17 protein-coding genes and 1 pseudogene are annotated in these 18,715 nt (G+C 63.3%); 7 read left to right on the forward strand and 11 right to left on the reverse strand.

The window, feature by feature from the left end; all coding sequences use genetic code 11:
• Positions 1 to 135: 135 nt before the first annotated feature.
• Positions 136 to 1,107, reverse strand: coding sequence for a LysR family transcriptional regulator (locus KFO72_RS36375; RefSeq protein WP_054931799.1), 972 nt, complete (start codon positions 1,105 to 1,107; stop codon positions 136 to 138).
• Positions 1,108 to 1,207: 100 nt separating this feature from the next.
• On the opposite strand from KFO72_RS36375, the gene KFO72_RS36380 reads away from it, so the two are divergent.
• The 6 genes from KFO72_RS36380 (at position 1,208) to KFO72_RS36405 (ending at position 7,554) form a co-directional block, all read left to right on the forward strand.
• Positions 1,208 to 2,290, forward strand: coding sequence for an ABC transporter ATP-binding protein (locus KFO72_RS36380; RefSeq protein ID WP_062917729.1), 1,083 nt, complete (start codon positions 1,208 to 1,210; stop codon positions 2,288 to 2,290).
• A gap of 69 nt (positions 2,291 to 2,359) precedes the next feature.
• On the forward strand, positions 2,360 to 3,070 hold the full coding sequence (locus KFO72_RS36385) for an HAD-IA family hydrolase (RefSeq protein ID WP_062917730.1): 711 nt from the start codon (positions 2,360 to 2,362) through the stop codon (positions 3,068 to 3,070).
• Between the two features lie 2 nt (positions 3,071 to 3,072).
• Positions 3,073 to 4,404 (forward strand): NAD(P)/FAD-dependent oxidoreductase, encoded by a 1,332-nt coding sequence (locus KFO72_RS36390; protein WP_225034116.1) that lies wholly within the window; start codon positions 3,073 to 3,075, stop codon positions 4,402 to 4,404.
• Complete coding sequence (locus tag KFO72_RS36395) at positions 4,401 to 5,312, forward strand: ABC transporter permease (protein ID WP_107204361.1); 912 nt, start codon at positions 4,401 to 4,403, stop codon at positions 5,310 to 5,312. The genes KFO72_RS36390 and KFO72_RS36395 overlap by 4 nt, the downstream gene beginning before the upstream one ends.
• Positions 5,309 to 6,106, forward strand: coding sequence for an ABC transporter permease (locus KFO72_RS36400; RefSeq protein WP_007583256.1), 798 nt, complete (start codon positions 5,309 to 5,311; stop codon positions 6,104 to 6,106). The genes KFO72_RS36395 and KFO72_RS36400 overlap by 4 nt, the downstream gene beginning before the upstream one ends.
• 20 nt (positions 6,107 to 6,126) lie before the next feature.
• A complete protein-coding gene (locus KFO72_RS36405; RefSeq protein WP_176957093.1) occupies positions 6,127 to 7,554 on the forward strand; it encodes an aldehyde dehydrogenase family protein in 1,428 nt (475 codons plus the stop codon).
• 59 nt (positions 7,555 to 7,613) lie between these two features.
• Here the strand turns inward: KFO72_RS36405 and KFO72_RS36410 are convergent, their stop codons facing one another.
• The 8 genes and pseudogenes from KFO72_RS36410 to KFO72_RS36445 all read right to left on the reverse strand — a co-directional run bounded on the left by KFO72_RS36410 (position 7,614) and on the right by KFO72_RS36445 (position 15,412).
• Entirely contained in the window at positions 7,614 to 8,033 is a 420-nt protein-coding gene (locus KFO72_RS36410) for a type II toxin-antitoxin system HicB family antitoxin (protein WP_054931814.1), read from the reverse strand.
• A gap of 171 nt (positions 8,034 to 8,204) precedes the next feature.
• Positions 8,205 to 8,297, reverse strand: a pseudogene (locus KFO72_RS36415) (type II toxin-antitoxin system HicA family toxin); the annotation flags it as partial.
• Positions 8,298 to 8,388: 91 nt separating this feature from the next.
• Positions 8,389 to 10,104 carry a GMC family oxidoreductase gene (locus tag KFO72_RS36420; RefSeq protein ID WP_225034117.1) on the reverse strand — a complete coding sequence of 572 codons (1,716 nt, stop codon included), beginning with the start codon at positions 10,102 to 10,104 and terminating at the stop codon, positions 8,389 to 8,391.
• A 114-nt stretch (positions 10,105 to 10,218) separates the two neighbouring features.
• Positions 10,219 to 11,229 carry an ABC transporter substrate-binding protein gene (locus tag KFO72_RS36425; RefSeq protein WP_225034121.1) on the reverse strand — a complete coding sequence of 337 codons (1,011 nt, stop codon included), beginning with the start codon at positions 11,227 to 11,229 and terminating at the stop codon, positions 10,219 to 10,221.
• A 250-nt stretch (positions 11,230 to 11,479) separates the two neighbouring features.
• Positions 11,480 to 11,824, reverse strand: coding sequence for a cupin domain-containing protein (locus tag KFO72_RS36430; protein ID WP_062917736.1), 345 nt, complete (start codon positions 11,822 to 11,824; stop codon positions 11,480 to 11,482).
• Between the two features lie 44 nt (positions 11,825 to 11,868).
• Positions 11,869 to 12,846, reverse strand: coding sequence for a M14 family metallopeptidase (locus tag KFO72_RS36435; protein ID WP_225034118.1), 978 nt, complete (start codon positions 12,844 to 12,846; stop codon positions 11,869 to 11,871).
• Entirely contained in the window at positions 12,843 to 14,315 is a 1,473-nt protein-coding gene (locus KFO72_RS36440) for an NAD-dependent succinate-semialdehyde dehydrogenase (RefSeq protein WP_225034119.1), read from the reverse strand. The genes KFO72_RS36435 and KFO72_RS36440 overlap by 4 nt, the downstream gene beginning before the upstream one ends.
• Before the next feature lie 17 nt (positions 14,316 to 14,332).
• Complete coding sequence (locus KFO72_RS36445; protein WP_054931810.1) at positions 14,333 to 15,412, reverse strand: tartrate dehydrogenase; 1,080 nt, start codon at positions 15,410 to 15,412, stop codon at positions 14,333 to 14,335.
• 141 nt (positions 15,413 to 15,553) lie between these two features.
• Here KFO72_RS36445 and KFO72_RS36450 point away from each other — a divergent pair, with 141 nt between their 5' ends.
• The gene (locus KFO72_RS36450; RefSeq protein ID WP_054931811.1) at positions 15,554 to 16,471 is read left to right on the forward strand and encodes a LysR substrate-binding domain-containing protein; all 918 of its coding nucleotides are present in this window, start codon (positions 15,554 to 15,556) and stop codon (positions 16,469 to 16,471) included.
• Here KFO72_RS36450 and KFO72_RS36455 read toward each other — a convergent pair.
• Positions 16,465 to 16,962, reverse strand: a complete 498-nt coding sequence (locus tag KFO72_RS36455) for an Lrp/AsnC family transcriptional regulator (RefSeq protein WP_054931812.1) — start codon at positions 16,960 to 16,962, stop codon at positions 16,465 to 16,467. The two genes, KFO72_RS36450 and KFO72_RS36455, sit on opposite strands and share 7 nt — an antisense overlap.
• 44 nt (positions 16,963 to 17,006) lie before the next feature.
• On the reverse strand, positions 17,007 to 18,419 hold the full coding sequence (locus tag KFO72_RS36460) for an aspartate aminotransferase family protein (RefSeq protein ID WP_225034120.1): 1,413 nt from the start codon (positions 18,417 to 18,419) through the stop codon (positions 17,007 to 17,009).
• Positions 18,420 to 18,715: the final 296 nt, after the last annotated feature.

An 18,715-nucleotide genomic window follows, 5' to 3' on the forward strand; every position in this document is an offset into this window, starting at 1 on the left:
CCGCCCCGCACAGGGGCGACGCCTGAAGCGAGCTAACGAATCGCGGATGCCAGCGCCAAACCCAAAGCAAACCACCCCGACGCGGACGCCAGCGAAAGCCTATAAAAAACCACCCCAGCGTCGCAGACAAAAAAGCTACCCAAACCTTAGCCCAGTGAGCTTCATAGCCTCCCCCAACCCAAGCCCGGGATACTTCTTCTCAATGATCCGCAAATCATTACGAGTTTCCTCGATGAGCCAATCGCGGACCTCATCCACAATAGGCCGTAAAGGCTTATTAGCAGGCCGCACCAAACAGCACCGCCGACTCGTAACAATAACTTCCTGCTCAGCGGGCAAAAGCGCCCCTTGCGCAAGCCAGTGGGAAACCACATTCAACCACCCGAGCGCTATCCCCTGCCCAAGCAGCGCCGCCTGCACCACAATCGCATAATCATTAAAACTCAGCATCCCGGCAACATGCCGCCCATGCCCGACAAACGCGCCGAATCGCTCATGCCAGCCGCGCTCCTCGTCGTCCATGACGATCACCGTGTCCCCATGCGCACGCCCTGCATCGCTTAACGCATTCTCCCGATACCGCTCATTGCAAACAGGCAAAAGCGTCTCAGGCATAACCAGCACCGCGTGCTCGTCAATCTCGCCATCGTGCAAAAACCGCATCCCGAGATCGACATCGTGAAGCGGTCCGCCAATCCGCCCCGATATCAGCTGAAACCGCAAATCGATATTAGGGAAAGCCTGATTCAGCCGGCTCATGCGCGGCATCAGCCAATGCGTGGTGAAACCGGTGGAAACCGATAACGTCACCGACTCGACCCCCGTCGCGCGGGCCTCGATTTCCCTGATTGCGTTTTCAACGCCATTGAAACCTTCAGAGATCGCGCGATACAAAATCCTGCCGCTTTCGGTGAGCTCAATGCCGCCGCGCACCCGCTCGAACAGGCGCACGCCAATATGGTCCTCCATGCGCGCAAGCATGCGGCTCACGGCAGGCTGGCTCACATAGAGCTCCTGCGCAGCGCGCGTGAAGTTGCCGCAGCGGGCGGCCGCTTCGAACACGAACAGCGCATTCGCACTCGGCAGTTTCTTGCGAAGGTTGGGCATGACCTGATGTTATGCCCGATCCAACAATTTGGGAATTGCTGTCAAAAAGAACGAGACTTATATTTTTCTCAACACACCCATTTCCAGCGAGACACACGTCATGGACGCACGAGCGAAAACGGGAGTATCGATCAGGTCGGCAGCGAAGCGTTATGGTCCAGTGGTCGCGCTGGACGACGTATCGCTCGATATCGCACCGGGTGAATTCGTGTCGCTGCTCGGGCCGTCCGGGTCGGGCAAGACGACCTTGCTCGGCATCCTCGGCGGCTTCGTGCAGCCAAGTTCCGGTACGGTCTGGGTCGGCGAGCGCGACATTACATTTGCGCCACCGCACAAGCGCAACATCGGCATCGTCTTCCAGAACTACGCGCTGTTTCCTCATATGACCGTCGGCGAGAACGTTGCCTTCCCGCTGCGCGCGCGCCGCGAGCCGAAAGCGGGCTGGGCGAAGAAAGTCGCCGACGCGCTCGCGATGGTCGAACTGAACGGCTACGAGTCGCGCAATATCAGCCAGCTGTCGGGCGGCCAGCGTCAGCGCGTGGCGCTCGCGCGCGCCATGGTGTTCGAGCCGCAACTGATCCTGATGGACGAGCCGCTCTCCGCGCTCGACAAGCAACTGCGCGAAACCATGCAGATCGAATTGCGCCGCTTGCATCGCAAGCTCGGCGCGACCATCGTCAACGTCACGCACGACCAGCGTGAAGCGCTCACGATGAGCGACCGCGTCGCGGTGCTGAAGGACGGCAAGCTCGTGCAGATCGATACGCCCGAGCGTCTCTACGACCGTCCCTGCGATGCGTTCGTCGCGAGCTTCATCGGCGAGGCGACGCTGCTCAACGTCAGCCGCGCCGGCGACGACGCCGTGCGTCTCGGCGACGCTGTCTTGCGCACCGCGCATCCGCTGCCGCGTGGCGACAAGCTGCTGCTCGCGGTGCAGACGGAGAAGCTCGTGATCGACGGCGCGCACGGGCAGGGCGTCGCGCACGCAAACCGCCTGTCGTGCCGCGTCACCGAAGTGCTGTATCAGGGCGAGAGCCTGCGCGTGTTCGCCGCGCTCGCCGACGGCACGGCCATCAGCCTTCGACAACCCGGCAGCCACGAAGCGCGCCGGCGCATTCCATCGCCGGGCGCGCAGATGACGGTCGCGCTCGACCCTCAGGACACGATCGTCGTGCCCGCCTGATTTCACTCACCGCCTGTGCACGGGCATGCCTTCTTACGCGATTCACGCAAACTGCAAAGGGATGATGCAATGAAGCTCACCGATTTCAAGGTACTGACGTTCGATGTCGTCGGCACACTGATCAACTTCGAAAAGGGCGTGCTCGCCTCCATACGGCGTCTGGGCGGCGCGAAAGCGAAAGACCTGACCGACGAAGCGATCTTCGAGCCGTACATGCGCGGCCGTGCAACGTATCCGGGACGCTCGAGCCATGAGATGGCCAACGTCTATCTGTACGTCGCGAAAGAACTGGGCCTGCCCGACGACGCGCAATCGGCCGCCGCGTTCCAGCGCGACGTGCTCGACTGGCCCGCATTCGAAGATTCCGTCGCGGCGTTGAAGCGCCTGCGCAAGCACTATCGTCTGGTGGCGATGACGAACGCAGACCGCGTCGCGCTGTCGGCGTATGCGCACACGCTCGGCGATCCGTTCGACGACACCGTCTGCTGCGACGAAACGGGTGTCGCGAAACCCGATCCGCAGTTCTTCGCGTACAACCGCGGACGTCAGGCGGCATTCGGCTACAAGTTCAGCGAAATCCTGCATACCGCGCAAAGCCAGTATCACGATATCGGCATCGCGACGAAGCTCGGCTATGCGACCTGCTGGATCGAGCGTCGTCAGGGCTTGAAGGGCTTCGGCGCGACGCCCGTCCCCGAAGCCGTCACCGAGCCGACGTTCAAGTTCGCGACGCTCGCCGCGCTCGCCGACGCCGTCGAAGCCGAAGCGCGCGCCGCCTGATCATGCTCGCACCGACGACACCGTACCGGCCGCAGCCGGACTCGCTCTGGCGGGCGATGGCTGCGCGCTCGCCCGTCACGGATGCGCCCGTCAGCACGGGCTCGCCGCTTGCGCGCGATCTGAGCGTCGAGGTGGCGGTCATCGGCGCGGGGTACTCGGGGCTCGCGGCGGCGTACGCATTGCAAAAGCGCGGAGTCGATTGCGCGATGTTCGACGCGAATCCCGTCGGCTGGGGCGCGAGCGGGCGTAATGGCGGCGTGGTGTCGTCGAAGTTCCGGCTGTCGTTTCCGTCGATAGCAAGCACCTACGACCTCGACACCGCGAGACGCATGCACCGGCTCGCGCACGACGGCGTGCGCGTGGTCGAGCAGTTCGTCGATGAGTTCAAGCTGGAGCGGGCGCGCTTCGAACATACGGGCAGCCTGCGCTGCGCGCACACCGAGCGCGCGTTCGCGTCGATTCGCGCGGAAGCGGATTGGGTGCGAACGCAGCTTGGCGATGACTCGATGAGCGTGCTGTCGCGCGAGGCAATCACGCACGAAACGGGTTCGAAGGGTTTTGTCGGCGGCGTGCTGAGCGCCGATGCCGGCACGATCCTGCCGCTCGAATACGTGTGCGGCATTGCGCGTGCGCTGACGGCGCGCGGCGTGCCGATCTACGAAGCGACGCCGATTCTCGACATGACGCGCGTGCAGGAAGGCGTGATGCTGCGCGCGCCCGGCGGCAGCGTGCGCGCGAAGCAGGTGATCGTCGCGACCAATGCGTACTCGAACCTCACGCAGGCCACGTCGTCGTATCAGCGCGAACTCGTGCCGTTTCGCAGCGCGATGATCGCCACGGAGCGATTGCCGGCGGAACTCGACGCGAAGCTGATGGTCAACGGGCGCAGCTACACCGAAACACGTCGGATGATGAAGTGGTTTCGCAAGGTGGACGGCCGTATGCTGTTCGGCGGCCGCGATGCGTTCGGCAAGGAAGGGCAGGCAACGGGCTTCGATGCGTTGCAGCGCGCCATGGTCGCGCTCTTTCCCGATCTCGCGAACGTGCGTGTCGAGTACGGCTGGTCGGGATATGTGGGCATGACGTTCAACGCGTTGCCGCATGTCGGGCGCAGCGACGACGTCACGACGTTCTGTCTCGGGTATAACGGGGCAGGTGTCGCGATGGCGAGCCTGATCGGGCAGCATGCTGCTGCGCTGGCGCTCGGCGAGAAGCCCGAGCTGGCGCTGCTGGCCCAGCAAGGCTTGCGGCCCGTGCCGTTTCATTCGCTGCGCGCGCCGGGCGTCAGGCTCGTCGCCGCGTGGTATCAGTTTCTGGACGCAGTGGGTGCATGATGACGACAGCCAAACACGTTTTGCAGGAACAGACTGTGATGCAGGCCACTACGATCGATCCGTCGGTACGCCACCAGCAGCGCGAAGACCGCGCGATGCTGCTGCTGATGGCGCCCGCGCTGCTCGTCGTCGTGGTGCTGCTGGTGTTGCCGCTGGCGTGGCTTTCGTGGCAATCGATCTACCATGACGGCGCGTTCACGCTCGTCAACTATCGGCGGATTTTCACGGGCACGTATCTCGACACGTTTCTGATGACGTTCAAGCTGAGCATCATCGTGACGGGCATTACCTTGCTGCTCGGTTATCCCGTGGCCTATTTCGCGGCGTCCGTGCCGCCAAAATGGAGCGCGCTGATTCTCGGCATGGTGATTCTGCCGTTCTGGACCAGCGTGCTCGTGCGCACGTATGCGTGGCTCGTGCTGCTGCAACGTACGGGGCTCGTGAACAAGGCGCTGCTGTCGATGGGGCTGATCGACAGGCCGTTGCAGCTTTCGTACAACCAGTTCGGCACGATCGTCGCGATGGTGCACATCCTGTTGCCGTTCATGGTGCTGCCGCTTTACTCCGCGATGCAGAAGATTCCCGGCAACCTGTCGCAGGCGGGCGCGAGCCTGGGTGGTTCGCCGTTGCACGTGTTCTGGCGCGTGTTCCTGCCGCTGTCGATGAGCGGCGTGGTCGCCGGCGTGACGCTCGTGTTCGTGCTGTGCCTCGGCTTCTACATCACGCCCGAGCTGATGGGGGGCGGCAAGTCGATCATGGTGTCGATGGTGGTGAGCCGCAATGTCGAGATATACAACAGTTGGGGCGCGGCGAGCGCGGTGAGCGTCGTGTTGCTGGTCTGCGTGTTCGCGATCTTCTATGCAGCGAGCCGCGTGATTCCACTCGAAAAGACCTTGGGCGCGAAATGAACAAGCTCTCATTCGGAAGGCTGACGCTCGGTGCGGGCGTCGTGCTGATCCTCGTGTTTCTGATGCTGCCCGTGGTGATCGTCGTGCCGCTGTCGTTCTCCGATACGCGCTTCATGACGTTTCCGCCGCCTGCGTATTCGCTGCGCTGGTATCACTCGTTTTTCGACAACCCCGCATGGATCGACGCGGCGCGTGTGACGCTGACGGCCTCCGTGTGCGCCGCGCTGATCGCGACGCCGCTGGGCATCGCGGCGGCGTATGGTATCCAGCACGGCTCGCACTGGTCGATGCGCTATCTGCGCACGCTGCTGATGCTGCCGTTGATGGTCCCCATCATCATCGTCGCAGTGGGCGTGTTTTTCGTGTTCACGCAGGCAGGGTATGTGAATACGCTGACCGGGCTGATCGTCGCCGATACGATGCTCGGCTTGCCGTATGTGCTGATCTCGGTGGGCGCGGATTTGCGGACCTTCGACCGTACCCAGGAAATGGTCGCGCGCAGCCTCGGCATGAACCGCTTTCGCAGCTTCATGACGGTGACGCTGCCGCAGATCAAGGCGAGTGTCATCTCCGGCGCAGTGTTCGTGTTCATTCAGGCGCTGGACGAAACGGTTGTCGCGCTGTTCATTTCGGGCGGCTCGAACCAGACGCTGACGCGGCGCATGTTCGTCACGTTGCGCGACGAGATCGATCCGACCATCGCCGCGATCAGCACGATGCTGACCGCGCTGACGCTGTGCCTCGTGATGATCGTCGTCGTGAGCCGCCGTTCGTCGGCGGTCGCGCGGGCCTGAGTTCTTTCTACGGAAACCGGATGTCCAATTCACTGAAGTTTTATATCGACGGCGCGTGGGTCGAGCCGTCCAGCTCCGCGCGTCTGCCTGTCATCGATCCTTGCACCGAAGAGCCGTTCGCCGAAGTGGCGCTCGGCAATGCGCAGGATGTCGAGCGCGCGGTGGCGGCGGCGAAGCGCGCGTTTGCGTCGTTCTCGCAAACGCAGCCAGAAGAGCGCGTTGCGTTGATCCGGCGCATTCTCGCGGCGTATCTCGAACGCTATGACGAGATGGCCGAGACGATCATGCGCGAGATCGGCGCGCCCGCGAAGCTCTCGCATGCGTGGCAGGCGGGTCTTGGCAAACGGCATCTGGAAGAAGTGCTGCGCACCTGCGAGACTTTCGAATGGCAGCGCAAGAAGGGCACGACGCTGATCAATCACGAGCCTGTCGGTGTCGTCGCGTTGATCACGCCGTGGAACTGGCCGATCAATCAGATCGTCTGCAAGGTCGCGCCGGCCATCGCCGCAGGCTGCACGATGGTGTTGAAACCCAGCGAGGTGTCCCCGCTCAATGCCGTGCTGTTCGCCGAGATTATCGATGCCGCCGGTGTCCCTTCTGGCGTGTTCAATCTCATCAACGGCGATGGGCCGACCGTGGGCGCGGCGCTGTGCAGTCATCCCGACGTCGACATGGTGTCGTTCACGGGTTCCACGCGCGCGGGTATCGAGATTGCGAAGCTCGCTGCGCCGACCGTCAAGCGCGTTCACCAGGAACTGGGCGGCAAGTCGGCGAACATTCTGCTCGATGACGCCGATTTAGACACGGCGGTGACAGCGGGCGTCAATGCGTGCTTCGGCAATAGCGGCCAATCGTGCAATGCGCCGACGCGCATGCTCGTGCCCGCGTCGCGGCACGACGAAGCGGTCGAGATCGCGCGGCGCGCGGCGGATGCCCATCGTGTCGGTCCCGCGGACGCCGCGGATACGACCATGGGCCCGGTGGTCAGCGACGTGCAGTTCGGGCGCGTGCAGCGGCTGATCGGGATCGGCATCGACGAAGGTGCGCAACTGGTTGCGGGCGGCGTTGGGCGTCCCGATGGGCTGACGCGCGGCTACTACGTGAAGCCGACGGTGTTCGCGAACGTGGACCCGTCGATGACGATTGCTCGCGACGAGATCTTCGGCCCCGTGCTGGCGATCATGCCGTATCGCGACGAAGAAGAGGCGATCGCGATCGCCAACGATACGCCGTTCGGGCTGGCCGCTTATGTGCAATCGGCGGATATCGGGCGGGCGCGGCGGGTTGGGTTCAGGATGCGAGCGGGCAGCGTGTATCTGAACTATCCCGCCTGGGATGCGGGGTCGCCGTTCGGCGGGTACAAGCAGTCGGGGAACGGGCGCGAGTATGGCGAGTGGGGGCTGGAGGCGTTTCTGGAGGTGAAGGGGGTAGTGGGGTTTGGCGCGTGAGAGACGGAATGGAAAGCGCCATTGACGCGGGCCTTCCATCCCGGGAAATACGGCGCCGATTACACGGCGCGAACATCAAGACGCTTACCCAATACCGCAAACGCCGACTCGACCATTTCGATCTTCGATGAATGGCCGAAGTTCAGCAGTCGATCCACCTGCACCTGGTTGACGCTGAGCCGCCGCGCGAGTTCGGCCTTTCGTACGTTCTGGCGGAGCATTTCATCCGCGAGCAGCACTTTTGCGGTGACGAGCGCCGGCAGCGTGACGACGGGTTGCCCCCGTTTGGCCTTTGACGGCATCGGGATGCTTCGCTTCTGCGCGAAGTAGATTTCGAACGCGGCCTCGAGCGCATCCAGCGCTTGCACTTTCGCGTCTTCTTCGTCGTCGCCGACGGTGATGGCTTCGGGAACATCCGGAAACGTGACGAGCAACGTTCCGTTGTCGTCGGGTGTCAGGCTAATCGGGTAGCTGAGCATACGTGTGTCGTGGTTTGCCATTCTTGCAAAGAACATGGACGTGATACGCGAGTGAGAGAGCTCACGCAGGGCTCTCTGCTTCACCTGATACCGAGTTGCTTCTGATGGCTCCACCAGTCCTTTACCCATTTCCTTCGCACCGTGATCGGGGAAGATGGTGGTCCTGCCATTGAGCGTTACCCGGTAGTGACTGGAGCCGCTTCGGTGCCTTTCGAACGTCGCACCTTGCTGCTTCAGCCACTTCCTGAACTCGCTGTATTTCATGTTCTCCCTATGTTGTTGTGAAGGGAGAAATGTACAACATTAATGTTATATTTATAAGTGGATATGTGCAACAAAATTGTTGTATTTTTTCTTAAAGGCAAATCGGGGCATAGGACCCAGCTCGGACGCTTCCCGACGCTCTTATCATCTCGGCCACCCTCTCCGCCACCATGATCGTCGGCACATTCGTGTTCGCACACGGAATCGAAGGCATCAGCGACGCATCGCACACATGCAGTCCTTCCACGCCATACACCGCGCCGTCCGCGTCGGTCACGGCCAGCGGATCATCGGGCGCGCCCATTCTGCACGTTCCCGACGGATGCCACGTTCCGCCAACCGATCGCGTGACAAACCCGGTCATCGCCTGATCATCGGCCAGCAGTTCATCGATTGAAACACCCTGTGTCACCACGCGCCGGATCAGCGACCCGCGCAACGGCCCGGCGATATCGAGCAACGCGCTCAACGCCCCACGCTGCAACGCGTTCCACATGCCCGGCACGGCCACCGCTGCGACGCGCGGCGAATAGCTCGACGGAAAAATCGCATCGCGATGGGCGGCCATTGAAGGCGCCGCCAGCGTCTGCGCACCGAACCGTAACGCAAGCTTCAACCGTTCGAGATCGCGCGGGTCCGACAGCATGGCGAAGTCGACCAGCGGCTCATCGAACGGATTCGCCGATGCGAGCTTCACCGACCCGCGCGAATACGACTTGTTGACCCAGAAGAAGATCGTCCCCAGCCGATAACCGACCGAGTGCCAGCCCGAACGCGACAGAATCGCGCCGTGCATGTCGCCGGGCACGGTATCGGGCAAGCCGGAAGAAAAACGCACGATTGCCTGTTCATGATGCTCGTCGGGAAACGGCGTGCGCGCACCGCGCGGCAGAAACGCCGACACGGCAATCGACGGATGCTCCATCAGATTGCGTCCCACGCCCGCGCGGTCCGCGCGCACTTCGATGCCGAGCGCGGCGAGATCGCTGGCGGGACCGATGCCGCTTCTAAGCAGCAGCGCAGGACTATGAATCGCACCCGCGCTCACGATCACGCGCGCCGCGTTCAGATCCTCATGTGTGCCGTCCGCATGCAAAAGCCGCGCACCCGTCGCACGCTGCCCGTCGAACAGAATCCGATCGACGACGAGACCCGTGCGTATCGACAGATTCTTGCGCGCACGCACGGCATCGTCGAGATAACAGACGGAAGTCGGGATGCGTTCGCCCGTTGCGCTCACGGCGATCGACCCCACGAACGTTCCGTCTTCCCACGGCCCGTTCTGATCGTCGCGCAACGCATGTCCGCGCTGTTGCAGTGTGCCGAGCACGGCCTGCACGAACGGCGAGATACGCGGCCAGCGCGTGCGCTGGATGCGCAACGGCCCATCCGCGCCATGCAGCTCACCGCCGAAGTCGCAATCGGTTTCGAGCTTGCGAAAGTAGGGCAGACACGCTTGCCAGTTCCAGCCGCGCGCGCCGAGCGCTTCCCATTCGTCGTAATCGGCGGGTGCGCCGCGATTGGCCATCAGCGCGTTGATGGCCGAACCGCCGCCCAGCAGCTTCGCCTGTTCATAGCGGCGCATCGCCACTGGCGCGCTCATGCGTGCTTTCAGTTGCTGCCAGATGTTGCTGGTGTCGAGATACGCGCGGCCCGGATAGCGGCTGCGGATCGCAGCGGGCATGCTCGTCTGCGAGATGTCGCGGCCCGCTTCGATCAGACACACGGTCTTGTCCATGTCTTCGGACAGTCGCGCGGCCAGCACGCAACCCGCCGAGCCGCCGCCCAGTATCAGATAGTCGATCACGTCGAATGGTGTGCGGCGCGTCGCCGGCCGTGCGTGAAAACAGCAATCAAATGAAAAGCGCCCGCGACGAACAACATTCCTGCGGGCGCATGCGCTGACCTGCCTGGCCAGACGTTACTGCATGAACTTCAGCCAGCGTGCCTTGGCCTCGATGCCGGCGTCGGAGGCCCACCATTCTTCCGACATCAGCGCCTGCTTCGATGCGTTATCCGGCGAGCTCGGCAATTCGCTAGCGCGCTTCGCCGTGATCTTGCCCGTCTTGAACGCCGCAGGGTTGCCAGGACCGTAGTCGATATAGAGCGGCAGATTCGCCTGCAAATCCGGCGACACCGCAGCGTTGACGAACTTGATCGCGTCGGGCAGATTCGGCGCGTTCTTCAGCACGCACAACTGCGTGTTCTGCAGAATGCCGTCGTTGAACGTGAAGTCGACATCGGGATCATCCTTCTTCACTGCGCTGGCGCGGCCGTTCCAGATCATCGTCATGTCCACTTCGCCGTCGTGCAGCAATTGCGCCGACTGGCCGCCCGAAGTCCACCACACGGTGATGTCGGGCTTGATCTGCTGCAACTTCTTAAACGCACGATCCACATCCAGCGGATAGAGCTTGTCGCGCGGCACGCCGTCGGCGAGCAGCGCCGCTTCGAGCACCGTTTGCGGATCGTTACGCAGCGCTCGCGTGCCGGGGAAGTTCTTCACGTCCCAGAAGTCCTTCCAGCTTTGCGGCACCTTCTTGAGGGTCTTCTTGTTGTAGCCGATCACGGTCGAATAGAACTCGTACGCAACCGAATACGGCGTACGGTATTTTTCCGGCACGGCTGCCGCGTTCGGGATTTTCGAGAAGTCCAGCTTTTCCAGCAGGCCTTCGCGGCCGCCGCGCAGGCAGTTCGAGGTGGGCGTATCGACCACATCCCAGATCGGCTTGCCCGTTGCGCCCTGGGCCTTGATTTGCGGCCACGCGTCGGGAATGCTGTCCTGGTTGATCGTGATGCCCAACTGCTTCGCGGCGGGATCGAGGATCGCCTTGGTCTGCGCTTCCTGATACGTGCCGCCTTGTGAGACGAAAGTGATTTTCCCCGCCGCGAACGCGGGCGACAACCCCGCGATGCTCAACGCGAGCGTCATAACTAATGGGCGCAACTTCGTTTTATTGATCACGACTGTTTCCTCGACACGGTTGAAGCGAAAGACATCTTCCAGGTCGTGCTGTCGCGCTTCCGGCGTGGCGCAGGAAGCAGAACAACGCGGGATTGATTGAAAATATAGTGAGTCAATTTCGACGGAGCAACGCCGGAATTGTTGGAGTCCCCATGACGTAGTGTTATGTCAGACGCTTGCTGCGCAGGTCACCAGGGCTCTTACCGATCGCAGGCGGTCAGAAGATCACGTAGACCTTGCGCATCGTCTCTTCGACTTCCCATGTGCCTTCCGTATGGGCCTCGAAGAACAGCGTATCGCCGCCCGCGAAGTGAACCGTGTCTTCGCCGTCAGGCGTGAAGCGGCCTCGGCCGCTGAGGAAGTGCATCACCTCGGCCTGCTTGACCGAGCGCCGGTACGTGCCGGGCGTGCATTCGAAGATGCCCGTATCGATCGCCTCGCTGCCACGAATCACTTTCTGCACGCCCGATACGTGGATATCCGGCGTGCCTGGAAGACCGGCCGTGCCCCAGTCTTCCAGCCCCTGCAATGCGATGCTTTGTTTGATCTGCTGGACTTTCATCTCGTGTTTTCGTTGACGATGGTTGGAATTGACGACGACGCTGGTTATTGCGCGCGCCGGATGCGCTGCTCGATCTTGCCGAGCCGCACGACGGTCACGCCCGCGCGCAGCTGCCGCAGCGATGGCATGACGAGCATGCAGTCGGGATAGGGCGTGCGCACCGCTTCGCCATCCGACCAGCCAATCACGCTGCCCGCTTCGGGAAACACCTCGAGGCCCGTGTAGTCGCCTGCGAAGCGAAAGTCGAGGCTCTTCGCGACGACCGGCTCCGTCACGCGCACGATCAGCATTTCGTCGGGCAGCGGCAGCGTCCAGCCTTCGGGCAAGTCGGCTTCATCGACCACGCCCGATAGCAGCAGAAAGCGCGCCGTCACATCGCGCGCAACGGCTACCGCGCCTGCTTCCCAATGCTGTCCGCATTCGATCAGCAAGGCGTTCTTCGCGCTTTGCGGATCGCCGAAGCCTTCGTAATCGCGCATGCGCCGGCCTTCGGGATGGCCTTCGTCGCAGATCACCGTAGCAGGCGTGCCGAGTTTGTTTGACAGCGCGATGCCCTTGTCGAGCGGCCCGGCCACGATCAACGGCTTGCTCTTTTCGTGCATCGAATGCAGGTCGAGCAGCAGATCGACGCTATCGATCGCGGGCCGCATCGCGCGTGCGCGGCGCAGTTCGCTCGAATCGAGCTCGGCGTTGTCGAGCGTTTGCGCCGTCCACACGCGGTTGAAGTCCTGATCGACGAAGCGCGCCGCATCCGGCTTCGACGGATCGAAACGCGCATACGCATCGACGTTCGCGAACGCGAGCGTCAGCTTGCCGCGCCGTGGACGCAGCTTCGCGCGCAGCAGCGCATCGACGACGATCGCGCCGCACACCTCGTTGCCGTGCGTGAGTGCGTTGATCATCACGTGCGGGCCGGCGACGCCCGAATCGAAGGTATGCACGTACGCGATGCCCGTGTCGCTGCGCTCGTGTATGGCGATGTCGGGAAACGCGACTTCAATCGGATAGGCATGCGCGTTCATTCGAGCCCGCCCTGGCAGAGGTATTTGATCGACAGGTAGTCGTCGAGGCCGTATTTCGAGCCTTCGCGGCCATAGCCCGATTCCTTCACGCCGCCGAACGGCGCGGCTTCGCTCGCGAGCGCGCCTTCGTTGATGCCGACGATGCCCGCTTCCAGTTGCCGCGCGACGCGGTCGATGCGCCGCACGTCCTGGCTATAGAAGTACGATGCGAGGCCGAACGGCGTGTCGTTGGCGGCGCGGATCGCCTCGGCTTCGTCGTCGAAGCGGAACAGCGGCGCGACGGGGCCGAAGGTCTCTTCGCAGCTCAGGTTCATGTCGGGCGTCGCGTCGGCGAGCACGGTCGGCGCGTAGTAGTTCGGACCGAGCTCCGGCAGGCGCTTGCCGCCCGTCAGCACGCGCGCGCCGCGGCTCACGGCGTCGTCGACGTGACGCGCGATCTTGTCGATTGCGCGGGCGTTGATCATCGGGCCGATCTGCGCGGCGGGGTCGGTGGCAGGCGCGACCTTCAGCGCGGCGACCCGCGTTGCGAGCAGGTCCGCGAAGCGCTCGTACACCCCCGACTGCACGTACACGCGGTTCGGGCACACGCAGGTTTGGCCGCCGTTGCGGAATTTCGCGGCCAGCAGGCCCGTGACGGCGGCGTCGAGATCGGCGTCGTCGAAGACGATGAAGGGCGCATTGCCGCCCAGTTCCAGCGACAGCTTCTTCAAGGTCTGCGCCGATTCGCGCGCCAGATACTTGCCGACGGGCGTCGAACCCGTGAAGGTGATCTTGCGCACGCGGCTGTCTTCGAGCCAGTCGCCGACGGCGGGCACCGCGTTCTCGCGCGACGCCGGGATCAGGTTCAGCACGCCCGCCGGGACGCCCGCTTCATGCGCGAGCATCACGAGCGCGAGGGCCGTCAGCGGCGTGTCTTCGGCAGGCTTGCCGACGACCGTGCAGCCCGCTGCAAGCGCGGGCGCGATCTTGCGCGCGATCATCGCAAGCGGAAAATTCCACGGCGTGATTGCGGCGACGATGCCGACGGGTTCCTTCACCGCGCTCATGCGCTTGCCGCGCTGCTGCTGCGGAATGATGTCGCCGTAGATGCGCGTCGCTTCGTCTGCGAACCACGCCACGTATGACGCGCCGTACATCACCTCGCCGCGTCCCTCGGCGAGCGGCTTGCCCTGTTCGAGCGAGATCAGGCGGCCCAGCGCGTCGGCGTTCTCGACCATCAGCGCGTGCCAGCGGTGCAGCACGGCCGCGCGGTCCTTCGGCAATGCGTCGCGCCATGCGGGGAAGGCGCGGGCGGCGGCATCGGTGGCGGCGCGTGCGTCGGCGGCGTCGCTGTCGGCGACCTGCGCTATCACTTCGCCCGTGGCCGGGTTCGTCACGTCGAAGCGCTTGCCTTTTGCCGACGCAACCCACTTGCCGTCGATGAAATTGTCGCTGCGGATCAGTTCGCTCAACTCATATCGCTTGGTCATCTAAACACTCCTGTGGTTCAGGCGAGGCGATGCGCAATCGCCGCGCCGACTTCAGCCGTATTCGCCTTGCCGCCCAGATCGCCCGTATGCGGGCCTTCCTTGAGCACGGCTTCGATCGCGCCGAGGATCGCGTCGTGCGCTTCGCGTTCCTTGCCCGCGCCGTTGCCGAGGAAATCGAGCATCATCGCCGCCGACCAGATCATCGCGATCGGATTGGCGATGCCTTTGCCCGCGATATCCGGCGCCGAGCCGTGCACGGGCTCGAACAGCGACGGGAACGTGCGGTCCGGGTTCATGTTCGCCGACGGCGCAATGCCGATCGTGCCCGTGCAGGCCGGGCCCAGGTCCGACAGGATGTCGCCGAACAGATTGGTCGCGACCACCACGTCGAAGCGATCGGGATTCAACACGAAGCGTGCACAAAGAATGTCGATGTGCTGCTTGTCCCACTTCACGTCCGGATAGCGCGCGGCCATTTCGGCGGCGCGTGCGTCCCACCACGGCATGCTGATCGAGATGCCGTTGCTCTTGGTCGCGACGGTGATTTTCTTTTCGCGGCGCTGCGCGAGATCGAACGCGAACTTCAGCACGCGCTCGGAGCCTTTGCGTGTGAAGATCGACTGCTGCATCACGAACTCGCGCTCGGTGCCTTCGAACATCGTGCCGCCCACCGACGAGTACTCGCCTTCGGTGTTCTCGCGCACGATCATGAAGTCGATATCGCCCGCCTTGCGGCCCGCGAGCGGCGACGGCACGCCTTCGAACAGGCGTGCGGGACGCAGGTTGATGTACTGGTCGAACTCGCGGCGGAACTTGAGCAGCGAGCCCCAAAGCGAGATGTGATCGGGCACGGTGTCGGGCCAGCCGACCGCGCCGAACAGCACGGCGTCGACGCCTTCGAGTTGCTGCTTCCAGTCGTCGGGCATCATCTGGCCGTGCTGCGCGTAGTAGTCGCAGCTCGCCCACCCGATATGCTGATAGTCGATGCCGATGCCATAGCGCTTGCTGACGGCGTCGAGCGCGCGCAGCGCTTCGGGCATCACTTCCTTGCCGATGCCGTCGCCGGGAATCACTGCGATGCGATAGTTGCGGGTCATATGCGTCTCCTCGTCGGGAATGTGCCAAGAATGTGCGGGAAAGGGTTCGGGTCATTCAGACCCAGCGTTCAATAACGACTAGTCTATTCCTGATTAACCGTCATAAAATCGCGCTTTCGGTTAAGCCACTATGCACGAACTGTGAATAAATCGCCGAACCTCGACGACCTGCGCGTGTTCTGTACCGTTGCCCGCAAAGCCAGCTTCAGCGCGGCGGCGGATGCGCTGTCGGTGTCGGCGGCGTATGTCAGCAAGCGCGTGAACATGCTCGAAGCGGATCTGGGCACGCGGCTCTTTCATCGCTCGACGCGCCGCGTCGCGATCACGGAAGCGGGCGAGCGCGTGTACGCGTGGGCCGAAAAGATTCTCGACGACGTCGACCGGCTGGTCGAAGACGTGTCGACCACGCGCCGCGTGCCGCGCGGCACCTTGCGAATCTCGAGCAGCTTCGGCTTTGGGCGGCATGTCGTGGCGCCGGCGCTGGCGCGGCTCACCGAGCGCTATCCGCAACTGAGCGTGCGGCTCGACCTGTTCGATCGCATCGTCGACGTGGCGGGCGAGGGCTTCGATCTCGACATTCGTATCGGCGACGACATCGCGCCGCATCTGATCGCGAAGCGTCTGGCGGAGAACCATCGCGTGCTGTGCGCGTCGCCGGACTACCTGAAGCGTCACGGCACGCCGCGTCAGCTGGCGGACCTCGGCACGCACCAGTGCCTCGCGATCAAGGAGCGCGACCATCCGTTCGGCATCTGGCGTCTGACGGAACGCGGCGAGACTGTCTCCGTCAAGGTGACGGGGCCGCTGTCGACCAATCACGGCGAAGTGGCCGTGCAATGGGCGCTTGCGGCGCGCGGCATCGTTTTGCGTTCGATGTGGGACGTGCGCGCGCTGCTGGACTCGGGCGCGCTCGTGCAGGTGCTGCCCGGCGTCACGCAGCCCGCTAATGTGTGGGCGGTGTATCCGGCGCGGCTGGCGTCGTCGGCGAAGGTGCGCGTGTGCGTCGATTTTCTGGCGGACGAGTTTGGCCGCCTCGCCGCACCCGCTGCGCCTCAATGATGGTTCTGTGAGAAGAGTGTTTCGAGCGGGTAGTGCGTCTTGACGAACGGCGTCTTGATGATGACGTAGCTGAAGTACTTTTCGATGCCGATATCGCGCTCCAGCAGCCCTTCGACGATGCTCTGGTAGTGACTGACGCTGCGCGTGATGAACTTGAGCAGATAGTCGTAGCCGCCGCTCGCCAGATGGCATTCGACGATCTCGTCGACGTCCCTGATTGCGTTGACGAACTTGATGAAGTCTTCGCGGCGATGGTCGGCGAGCGTGACCTCGGTGAACACGATCTGCACATCGCCGAGCTTTTCGAGCTGGATCTGCGCGCCGTACCCGACGATATAACCCGCCTTCTCCAGCCGCTTCACGCGGATCAGACAAGGACTCGGCGACAGCCCGACTGCGTCGGCCAGCTCGACGTTGGTGATTCGCCCTCGCTTTTGCAACTGCGAGAGGATGCGCAGATCGATTCGGTCCAGCTTGCAGTCGGTGCTCATCGTGAGTCGGTTGGTCCCGCATGTCGAAGGGTCGGTCGATGTTATCACGCAGCCGCGCGGCGTTTAAATTCGATCGAACCCTTCAGTGCGGCGCGCACGTCGGCTTGCGCGAGCACGTCGTCGAGCGTTTTTTCGAGGCGCTCGAACAGCAGGTCGAACTCGCTTTCGGTGTAGCACAGCGCGGGAGCGAAACCGAGAATGTTGTCGCCGAATGCGCGGAACACGAGGCCGTTCGCGTAGGCGGCGGCAGCGATGCGGTCCGGCAGTTTCAGTGCTGCGTCGAAGCCCTGTTTCGTTTGCTTGTCGGCGACGAGTTCGAGCGCGCCCAGCAGGCCGCGATGCCGCGCATCGCCGACGAGGGGGTGCGCGAGCAGCGCGTCGAGCCCTTGCGCGAAGCGCGGCGCACGCGCGATGCCGTTCGCGAGCAGGCCGCCTTCGTGATAAAGGCGCATCACTTCGAGGCCGATCGCCGCGCTCACGGGGTGCGCCGAATAGGTGTGTCCGTGACCGATCGGTGCCGCGCCGTCGCCGCCGTCGGCGATACCCTGATAGACGGCATCGGACATCAGCACGGCGCCCATCGGGGCATAGCCGGCCGTGAGGCCCTTGGCGACCGTCATCAGGTCCGGTTCGACGCCTTCTGCTTCGCATGCGAACAACGGGCCTGTGCGGCCGAAGCCTGTGATGACTTCGTCGGCGACGAACAGGATGCCGAGCTTGCGGCAGGCTTCGCGCATGGCCTTCAACCAGCCGACAGGCGGCACGATCACGCCGCCCGAGCCCTGAATCGGTTCGCAGAAGAAGGCGGCGACGTTGTCCGCGCCGAGGGCTTCGACTTTCGATTCGAGCGCGGCGACGGAGGCGGCGATCAGGGCGGCGTCGTCGGCGAAATCATTGCGGTACGCGTAGGGCGACGGGATGTGATGTTGCGTCGGCAGAGGCACATCGAAATTGCGATGGAACGCGGGCAGCGCGGTGAGTCCGGCGCCGACCGACGACGAGCCGTGATAGCCGCGTTGCAGCGCGATGATGTGCTTCTTCGACGGACGGCCTGTCGCGTTGAAGTAGTGCGTGATGAAGCGCAGCGCGGAGTCGACGGCATCCGATCCGCCGAGCGTGAAGTACACGTGTTGCAGCGATGCGGGCGCGAGTTCGACGAGTTTTGCGGCGAGTTCGATGGCGGGTTCGGAGCCGAAGTGGAAGTAGCCTGTCGCGTAGGGGAGGCGGGCCATCTGTTTTATCGCTGCGTCGACGATGCTTTGATGGCCGTAGCCGGTGTTCACGCACCAGAGGCCCGAGAAGGCGTCGAGCAGTTCATTGCCGTCGATGTCGCGGAGGTAGACGCCTTGCGCGGATTCCAGCACGGTGACGCCGCGTGCTTCGTGGGCGCGATAGCTGATTACCGGGTGGATCAGGTGTTTGCGGTCGGAGTCGGTCAGGGATTGACGTTTTTGCATGGGGCGGGGTCTCGGTTCTTCGCTTCGCGAGTGGGAGCGGACCGTTTCATACTACAGAGAGGGGGATGGCGAGTGATTCGCCAAATAAATCCTTTATTAACGTGGATGTGGTTTTTTTAGGGGTGGGGGCAGCATTTTGTGCTGCGGTTTGGTTTTTTTGTCTGCGATGCTGTGCCTGGCGATGCGGTCGTGGGTTGCCTTCGTGGTGTATGTGGCGCTGGTCGGTGTTTTTGGCCTTTGCGCTGGCATCCGCGTTACGTTAGCGCGCTTCAGGCGTCGCCCCTGTGCGGGGCGGC

This window comes from Paraburkholderia sp. XV (assembly GCF_020177535.1).
Lineage (GTDB): Bacteria > Pseudomonadota > Gammaproteobacteria > Burkholderiales > Burkholderiaceae > Paraburkholderia > Paraburkholderia caribensis.

Excerpts from the sequence above, each read along its gene's own strand:
- KFO72_RS36430 (WP_062917736.1), bottom strand. The coding sequence starts at position 11,824 with ATGAAAGTCCAGCAGATCAAACAAAGCATCGCATTGCAGGGGCTGGAA.
- KFO72_RS36390 (WP_225034116.1), top strand. The coding sequence starts at position 3,073 with ATGCTCGCACCGACGACACCGTACCGGCCGCAGCCGGACTCGCTCTGG.
- KFO72_RS36460 (WP_225034120.1), bottom strand. The coding sequence starts at position 18,419 with ATGCAAAAACGTCAATCCCTGACCGACTCCGACCGCAAACACCTGATC.
- KFO72_RS36405 (WP_176957093.1), top strand. The coding sequence starts at position 6,127 with ATGTCCAATTCACTGAAGTTTTATATCGACGGCGCGTGGGTCGAGCCG.
- KFO72_RS36425 (WP_225034121.1), bottom strand. The coding sequence starts at position 11,229 with ATGACGCTCGCGTTGAGCATCGCGGGGTTGTCGCCCGCGTTCGCGGCG.
- KFO72_RS36375 (WP_054931799.1), bottom strand. The coding sequence starts at position 1,107 with ATGCCCAACCTTCGCAAGAAACTGCCGAGTGCGAATGCGCTGTTCGTG.
- KFO72_RS36435 (WP_225034118.1), bottom strand. The coding sequence starts at position 12,846 with ATGAACGCGCATGCCTATCCGATTGAAGTCGCGTTTCCCGACATCGCC.
- KFO72_RS36440 (WP_225034119.1), bottom strand. The coding sequence starts at position 14,315 with ATGACCAAGCGATATGAGTTGAGCGAACTGATCCGCAGCGACAATTTC.
- KFO72_RS36380 (WP_062917729.1), top strand. The coding sequence starts at position 1,208 with ATGGACGCACGAGCGAAAACGGGAGTATCGATCAGGTCGGCAGCGAAG.
- KFO72_RS36455 (WP_054931812.1), bottom strand. The coding sequence starts at position 16,962 with ATGAGCACCGACTGCAAGCTGGACCGAATCGATCTGCGCATCCTCTCG.
- KFO72_RS36385 (WP_062917730.1), top strand. The coding sequence starts at position 2,360 with ATGAAGCTCACCGATTTCAAGGTACTGACGTTCGATGTCGTCGGCACA.
- KFO72_RS36395 (WP_107204361.1), top strand. The coding sequence starts at position 4,401 with ATGATGACGACAGCCAAACACGTTTTGCAGGAACAGACTGTGATGCAG.
- KFO72_RS36445 (WP_054931810.1), bottom strand. The coding sequence starts at position 15,412 with ATGACCCGCAACTATCGCATCGCAGTGATTCCCGGCGACGGCATCGGC.
- KFO72_RS36400 (WP_007583256.1), top strand. The coding sequence starts at position 5,309 with ATGAACAAGCTCTCATTCGGAAGGCTGACGCTCGGTGCGGGCGTCGTG.
- KFO72_RS36410 (WP_054931814.1), bottom strand. The coding sequence starts at position 8,033 with ATGCTCAGCTACCCGATTAGCCTGACACCCGACGACAACGGAACGTTG.